At 38.0% G+C, this 7,008-nt stretch carries 9 protein-coding genes; all 9 read right to left on the bottom strand.

All coding sequences use genetic code 11. The features are described from left to right. Nucleotides 1-225: 225 nt before the first annotated feature. A complete protein-coding gene (locus B2V92_RS24740) occupies nt 226-885 on the bottom strand; it encodes an SGNH/GDSL hydrolase family protein (RefSeq protein ID WP_293313140.1) in 660 nt (219 codons plus the stop codon). Between the two features lie 19 nt (nt 886-904). Continuing rightward, nucleotides 905-2,473: a serine hydrolase gene (locus B2V92_RS24735; RefSeq protein ID WP_293313138.1), complete on the bottom strand. Its 1,569-nt coding sequence runs from the start codon at nt 2,471-2,473 to the stop codon at nt 905-907. A 190-nt stretch (nt 2,474-2,663) separates the two neighbouring features. Beyond that, complete coding sequence (locus B2V92_RS24730; RefSeq protein WP_293313136.1) at nt 2,664-3,605, bottom strand: hypothetical protein; 942 nt, start codon at nt 3,603-3,605, stop codon at nt 2,664-2,666. A gap of 103 nt (nt 3,606-3,708) precedes the next feature. Continuing rightward, entirely contained in the window at nt 3,709-4,893 is a 1,185-nt protein-coding gene (locus tag B2V92_RS24725; protein ID WP_293313134.1) for a M20 metallopeptidase family protein, read from the bottom strand. Then, nucleotides 4,880-5,323: an SPOR domain-containing protein gene (locus B2V92_RS24720; protein WP_293313132.1), complete on the bottom strand. Its 444-nt coding sequence runs from the start codon at nt 5,321-5,323 to the stop codon at nt 4,880-4,882. Before B2V92_RS24720 ends, B2V92_RS24725 begins: the two co-directional genes overlap by 14 nt. A gap of 112 nt (nt 5,324-5,435) precedes the next feature. Then, complete coding sequence (locus B2V92_RS24715; RefSeq protein ID WP_293313130.1) at nt 5,436-5,744, bottom strand: type II toxin-antitoxin system RelE/ParE family toxin; 309 nt, start codon at nt 5,742-5,744, stop codon at nt 5,436-5,438. Next, the gene (locus B2V92_RS24710) at nt 5,729-5,956 is read right to left on the bottom strand and encodes a hypothetical protein (protein ID WP_293313128.1); all 228 of its coding nucleotides are present in this window, start codon (nt 5,954-5,956) and stop codon (nt 5,729-5,731) included. The genes B2V92_RS24715 and B2V92_RS24710 overlap by 16 nt, the downstream gene beginning before the upstream one ends. Nucleotides 5,957-6,185: 229 nt before the next feature. Then, nucleotides 6,186-6,563 carry a PEGA domain-containing protein gene (locus B2V92_RS24705; RefSeq protein WP_293313127.1) on the bottom strand — a complete coding sequence of 126 codons (378 nt, stop codon included), beginning with the start codon at nt 6,561-6,563 and terminating at the stop codon, nt 6,186-6,188. Between the two features lie 248 nt (nt 6,564-6,811). Further along, nucleotides 6,812-7,008 (bottom strand): SEC-C metal-binding domain-containing protein (locus B2V92_RS24700; RefSeq protein ID WP_293313126.1); only part of this gene is annotated, 197 nt, incomplete at its 5' end.

Below are 7,008 nucleotides of genomic sequence, written 5' to 3'. Positions count from 1 at the left end.
GAGGTACGACGAAGCAATCTTTTTTGCTATTATATATACTCTTATCAGTTATCACCTTGCATGAAAGATTGCTTCACTCCACCACACAATCCCTTTGCTTCAGTTCGCAATGACGAATCACCTGATTAACCACAAAGATAACAGAGAAAAAACACAAAGAACACAGAGAAAAATTTCTTTGTGTTCTTTGCGCAATACTTTGCGAACTCTGCGGTTCTAAATCTATTACTTTACCAAAGGCAATAACTGATCGGCTACCAATTGATTACCTGTTTCGTTCAGGTGTACCCTATCAACGGTTAAAATGCCTTTTTCTTTATCCTCTGGATTATTTTTAGTTTCGTAATCGGCAAAAACCTTTCTTAAATCGCATACCGGAAGGTTGTTTTTTGCAGCCAATTCCCTGATACCTGCAGCATACTTATTCAGATCGGCATCCAATTCGTTAGTCCCGTCTTTTTTCTCGCCCACAACCGATGGGGTAACCAAAACTACTTTACTGCCCACACCCTGGATTTTATTGATAAGTGCCTGGTAGAATTTTAAATATTTATCATAGTCGGTTCCGGTGTGCGATGATTGTTTGTGCCAAACATCGTTAATGCCTACATAAATGACTACCAAATCTGGTTTCTTGTTCAAAACATCGTCTTCTAAACGCAGGTAAAGATCGTATACTTTGTTACCGCCAATTCCTGCGCCGATTACATTGTATTTTGTAGAATCGAGCGATTGTTTGATCAGGGTTACATAGCCTTTTTTAGAAACACCCTGCTGGGTAATCGAATCACCGAAAAAGATAATCCGTTTTGGTTTAAATGTCATCGAGGTTAATGCAATTAAGCAAAAGCTTAGTAAAATACTTGTTTTTAATAATGATTTCATGTGTGTATAATTGGTTAGGTTATTTTTTATCGGTCTTTTTAAAATCTAGGTCCTGAAAATCGAAACTAAAATCGGTTAGTGGCGAAATGGCTTCGATTTTAAAACCATCGGCCTGGGCGTTGTTATCCAGCCCAAAATTAACAAAGGCATCTGCATCCAAACTCCTGTCGTACCACTTTACAATAAAAGTGTTGCCTTTGTAGTAAGTCATATCGCCTCTCAGTTTCGGCGCGTTTTTGGCCTGAAAATGCATTTTACCGTTTACTTCACTAATGGTTACATCGCCGAACCACGAATCATGAAAAGTGCCATAGTAGTTTTTGTTATCAGGTTTTGTGGCCGAAAGTTTTTGCTGTGCAGTAATATCATTCCAAACTTTGGCGACCATTTCGCCAGCCTGTTTTTCATTCCTAAGCCTGTTATCGTTATAGGTTTTAATGCGATCCTGCCCTTTAATGCCTAAATAACCATCTTTGATCGAATTGGTAATGGCATTAAAAGCTGCACCAGATTGCTGGTTGGTTAACACAATAATACCCAATTTCAATTCGGGAAGAATGGTAACCTGCGTTACAATACCCGATAAGCCTCCGGTATGTGTGGCCTGAAAATTACCGTTAACATTACTCAAAAACCAACCCAAGCCATAGCTGCTAAAAGCCGCCGGATTACCACCGGCTATAATAGTCTGTGGTGTCCAAAGTTCTCTTGCAATAGCAGGGCTGAATAGTTTTTTATCCAACGTTTCTCCATATTTACCGCCGTTGATCATCGACATTACCCATTTGCTCATGTCGGTAACGTTCGAATAAATCCCACCGGCTGCATTGGCAATTTCGCCAAAGCTTAAACCTACAGGGAGCAATTTGCCTTCGTAAGGTGCATGACCATCGATTACATTCGATTTATCTTTTAAGCGGTACCATGAAGCAGCAGTTTTGGTCATTCCTAAAGGTTTGATAATCCTGCTTTCGATAAAATCTTCATAGGTAATTCCTGAAACCCTTGCTACTACTTCGCCGGCAACAATATACATCAGATTATCATAATCGTATTTGGTGCGGAAAGAAGAAACGGGTTTTAAATAGCGGAGGTTATGGATCAGCTGTTTTTTATCAACTGTTGATGAATCCGGCCAGATCATTAAGTCGCCGGCACCTAAGCCTAAACCACTGCGGTGCGTAAGCAGATCGCGGATGGTAAACTCGCTGGTTACATAGGCATCGTACATTTTAAATTCGGGAATTACATCGGTGACTTTTGTATCCCAGGTAATTTTTTTCTCATCAACCAGCATACCCAAAGAAGCAGCCGTGAATGCTTTTGTGTTTGATGCCACACCGAAAAGGGTATTTTCATCAACCTTTTTATTGGTTTTGATAGAACTTACCCCATAACCTTTTAAATGGATGATTTTACCATCCTTGATTACAGAAACTGCAATGCCGGGAACATTAAAGGTGCTTAATGTTTTTTCTACCACGCTATCTATCTGTTTTGAGGTAAGCACCTGAGCATGTACATTAATGCCTAAAAACAGGGATAAAGCAATTGATATATTAAATTTTAAGGAAGAAAGAAATTGCATATTTATCGGTTTAATAATCGTTTAAAGATAACAACCAGAATTCGATAAATATTTATTCATAATGATAAATTTCTATCTCCTTTACCAAATGCTAACGTCATGTTGTCTAGCTTTCATTTCGAATCAACATTATTTATACAGAATAGACCCTGAAATGAATTCAGGGTGACGGCCGCAGATAATCGAATCCTTATTTGCTCTTTTCGAGTTTGTAATCTTTATGTACAATTAAAAAACTTGCCCGTTCTTCTTTTTTGAAAGGATAATCCCAGTTGCCCTGATAAGTAATTTTGGTAGGCAGTTTATCCTCGCCAAAATAGCCCATTTCGATATTCATCTGCACATCAAAATCGAAAAGCAGATTACTGTATTTCATATCGATGTAACGACCTAAGATATTAAAGTTGCGTTTATCAAAAATAGTCACCAGTTCCTTAATCATAATACCATCTTTTGTCCAGCTACTTAAATCAGGCTTAACCGAAACCCTGAAGCGGTAAACCGGAATAGAATCCAGATAAGTACCACTGGTGAAACCATAATCATAGTACTGGCGCATATTGGCCGAAAATATTTCGGTTTTACTGCCAATAAATGGAACTTTTACGGGCCTGCCTGGATTAAAAACCAAGGTTTTCAACTTATCTTTATAACTCTCATTTGTGCCACCTTTTCCATCAGGTTTAGGCGCATTGGGAATAAAATCAGTATTGTAAGAATTCATAAAAATGTAATCGAACATTTCTACTGTATACAACTGGTACTTACCGTTCTTCTTATAAATTTTCCCGGTATCCTGTTTTACCAGGTATTCCATTTTGTAAGGTCCACTATTGTTGTGCCTTATTTTACGGTATATTTTACCATCAACTTTGTTCTTTTTATCGTAACTGTAAATCCTGTTTTCGGCAATGAAGGTATAACGTTTCATATCCCTGAACGATTGATAAAAAGAAGTATCGTACATTACCTTCCTGATAAATGTTTCCACATTCAGTTTTTCGGCTTTGATATTTACCGTTGAATCGAGCGTAATGGTTTTAATCGTATCCGGATTGAAACGCGGGATTTCCTGTGTAAAACCTTTATAAAAGAGCGAAGTAAACAGTAAAAACAAAAATAATTTCTTCATGGAAAATGGATAATGTTTGATGGAAGATGGAGAATGTGAGATGTAAAATAGATGATAGCACATAAACTCCTCCATCATCCATTTTACATAATTACCTCTTACATCAGTTTCCTAGTTGTTTTAAAGCGATGTAAGCCATTAACCCCGTTGAGATTTTCAGGGCATCTTCATCTATGTCGAATCTTGGGGTATGTACCGAGTATTGCGTGTCTTTAGCTGCATTCCCGGTACCTAAACGATAAAAACAGGCATCTGTTACCTGCGAGTAGAAAGAAAAATCTTCCGCAGCCATCCAGATGTCTAAATCAAGCACATTTTCTTTACCTAAAAACTCTTCGGCAAAAGCCCTTGCATTAGCGGTTAATTTTTCTTCATTGATTAAAAAAGGATAACCTCTATGGATATCGAAATCGCAGCTTCCGCCCATGCTTTCGGCAATGCCTTCGGCCATTTTTTTCATGCGTTTATGCGCTTCATCTCTCCAATCCTCGTCTAAAGTCCTGAATGTTCCTTCAATTTTCACTTCGTTAGGGATAATATTGGTTGCTCCGTTGGCAATTACTTTACCAAAAGACAAAACTGAAGGAATGCGTGGATCGGCATTGCGGCTTACCACCTGTTGCAGGGCAATGATGATATGCGAAGCGATTAAAACCGGATCGATATTCTGGTGAGGTTGTGCGCCATGACCGCCTTTTCCGGTTACGGTAACATATAGTTCATCGGTAGAAGCCATATAAATGCCTGAACGGAAACCTACTTTACCGGCATCGATTAAAGGCATTACATGCTGACCAACAATATGGTGGGGTTTCGGGTTTTCGAGTACACCTTCTTTGATCATGATGCTTGCTCCGCCCGGTAACAACTCTTCGGCAGGTTGAAAAATCAGTTTTACAGTTCCACCGAAATCATCTTTTAACTGGTTTAAAATATAAGCAGTACCTAAAAGTGAAGAAGTATGCACATCATGTCCGCAGGCATGCATTACGCCATGGTTTTTAGAACGGTAAGGTTTATCATTGGCTTCGTGGATAGGCAAGGCGTCCATATCGGCACGTAAAGCAATTACCTGATCAGAAGGTAAATTTCCCTTAATTAAACCCACCACACCTGTATTGGCGCAATCGGTATATTCAATTCCCCATTTTTTTAATTTATCCTTAATAAATAAAGAGGTTTCGAATTCTTTGAAAGATAATTCGGGATTGGCATGGATATGTTGACGATAGCCTACTACATCATTAAAAATGTGAGCGGCCAGTTCCTGTACTTTATTTTTGATCATTGGTTGTTGTGGTATCTAAAGTTGGTGCATTAATTTTTTCCCTAAAAATAAACAGTGTGGGAAAAGCTGGTCTGAGTTCGTTGATAAGGCGCTGTGCTTCTAAGCGGCTCCTGAAATCGCCCACACGAACATAATAATTGGGTTCTTTATAAGTAAGGTAAGTATTTAACTGCGGGTAAAGTCCTTTAAAACGGGCCTGTTCATTAAAAACCTCTCGCCGGTCTGATCCATAAAAAATCTGTACACGGTAACCGTATGCAGAAACAATTGGTTTGCCCGGTTTAACTTCGCCCGTGGTTTTATAAACTTCGAGGCGTTTGGCAATCAAACTATCGATTAAAGCATCTTTTATAACCGTTACTTCTCCTTTTTGTGCAAAAGCAGTAATGGTAAGGAGTAAGCACGATATAAAAGTTATTGTCGTTTTCATCAGCAAAATAATTGGCATTTGGTGAGCAGATGTATCATCTCATTTCTTCTTAACAACAAGAATGCCGAAATCGTTGCAAAAATCGGCATTCTTTATGGGTTAAGCAAATAGTTTAATCTGTGGGTATTTCAGCAGATAATTTATCCGGATTTTGATGAGTTTGCCAAAGAGTATGAATAATGATTTGGGCATCATTGCTCTCATAAAATATTATAAAATCCAGCACAATCAAACCTCGGATATTTGGTTGCGAAGATTGAATCCCTAAGTGCGGGTTTTTAATTACCAGTTTAATTTCCTTATTAAATCTTTTATAAAGTTTGGCCGAATACTTTTTATTCCCATTTCTATTGGCATAAAACTCAAGAATGATATAAAGCTTAATTTTTGCCTTATGAGACCAGATTATTTCTTTAGCCATTTATTTATTTCATCGTCCAAGTCTGATTGAGTCACAAACAGACCGTTATTAATTTGTTCTTGGGATGAAATAATTTCTTGTTGTTGTTCGGGGGATAATTCTAAATGTTTATTCTTAGCCGAAGCTTCAAGAATAGTGACACCAAAATCTTTTAGCATTTGTTTTACAATGCCACTTTTTTGATCAGGAATTTTTATTGTTATTGTTTCCATATTTCAAAAATACTAAAAATATAACTCGATATCAACAATATACAATTCTCAAACGTTTCGTCAATGCAGAAAAATTAATTGCAAAGTATTAATACGTAGATCTCTCCGTTTCGCTTCACTTTAGTCGAGATGACGATTTTTAGAGAATGTTATTGTTAAGAAAGCAATGAAAAAGCCAGACTCCTTTCGAAACCTGGCTTTTTGAATTATTTCCATTAAGAGAATTAAATTAATTCGTTTTCTTTTGCTCTAAGGTAAATTCGTATACTGCCGGGTCGTATTTCATCATTGCACCTGTAGCGGCATCAATGGCAAAACCAAACAGACCTATAACATTTAATATGGCAACAGGATTAAAAGTAGTTTGAGGCTGGAATGTTTTGGTTTCATAACCATCAAGCTTTAAACTGATGGTTTGCCCGGTAAATCCTTTTTTTAAGGGTACCGCCATAGGTGTTACCCCTGCTTTAACCCCATCTACTTCGATAGTAGCGGCCGGTGGATTAGAATTGACCTGAACGGTTTGTTTTGTACCCGTAAAAATAGTGGCGCAGCTTGATAGCAGCAATGTCGCTGAAACAGCGGCAATGTAAAAAACTCTTTTCATTTGTGTGTGTTGTGTGTGTGTTCCTACTCTTATGGCTTTTCGGTTACGCCCCGTTTTTTATGGTTTCCAGACTCCATTTTTTTTATTGATTTATCATTAAGAAACTGCCTACCAGTCTCGAATTGATCTGATCGGAGATTAAAAATCTACGACAATAAATATATGACTTAATTCGATAATTAAAAATTTAGTTCAATAAAAAAGCCCCGACTTTTTTTGTCGGGGCTCGGTATGCTATGATATGCTAATTATAAGTTAGCGCCGTGGCAGTTTTTGTATTTTTTACCGCTACCGCAAGGGCAAGGTTCGTTTCTACCAACAGTTGCTTCCTTACGGATCGGCTGTTGCGGGATTGCCTCGCGTGTATCTCCAAATTCGATACCCGGCTCTTCTCTACCGAATTCCTGTTTGGTAGTTTGCAACTTCGGCTGTTTTACCGGAGCTG

Source organism: Pedobacter sp. UBA5917, from assembly GCF_002432345.1.
GTDB lineage: Bacteria > Bacteroidota > Bacteroidia > Sphingobacteriales > Sphingobacteriaceae > Pedobacter.
Note: the sequence above shows the minus strand (reverse complement) of the source record. Positions and strands in the feature narration are given on the sequence as shown.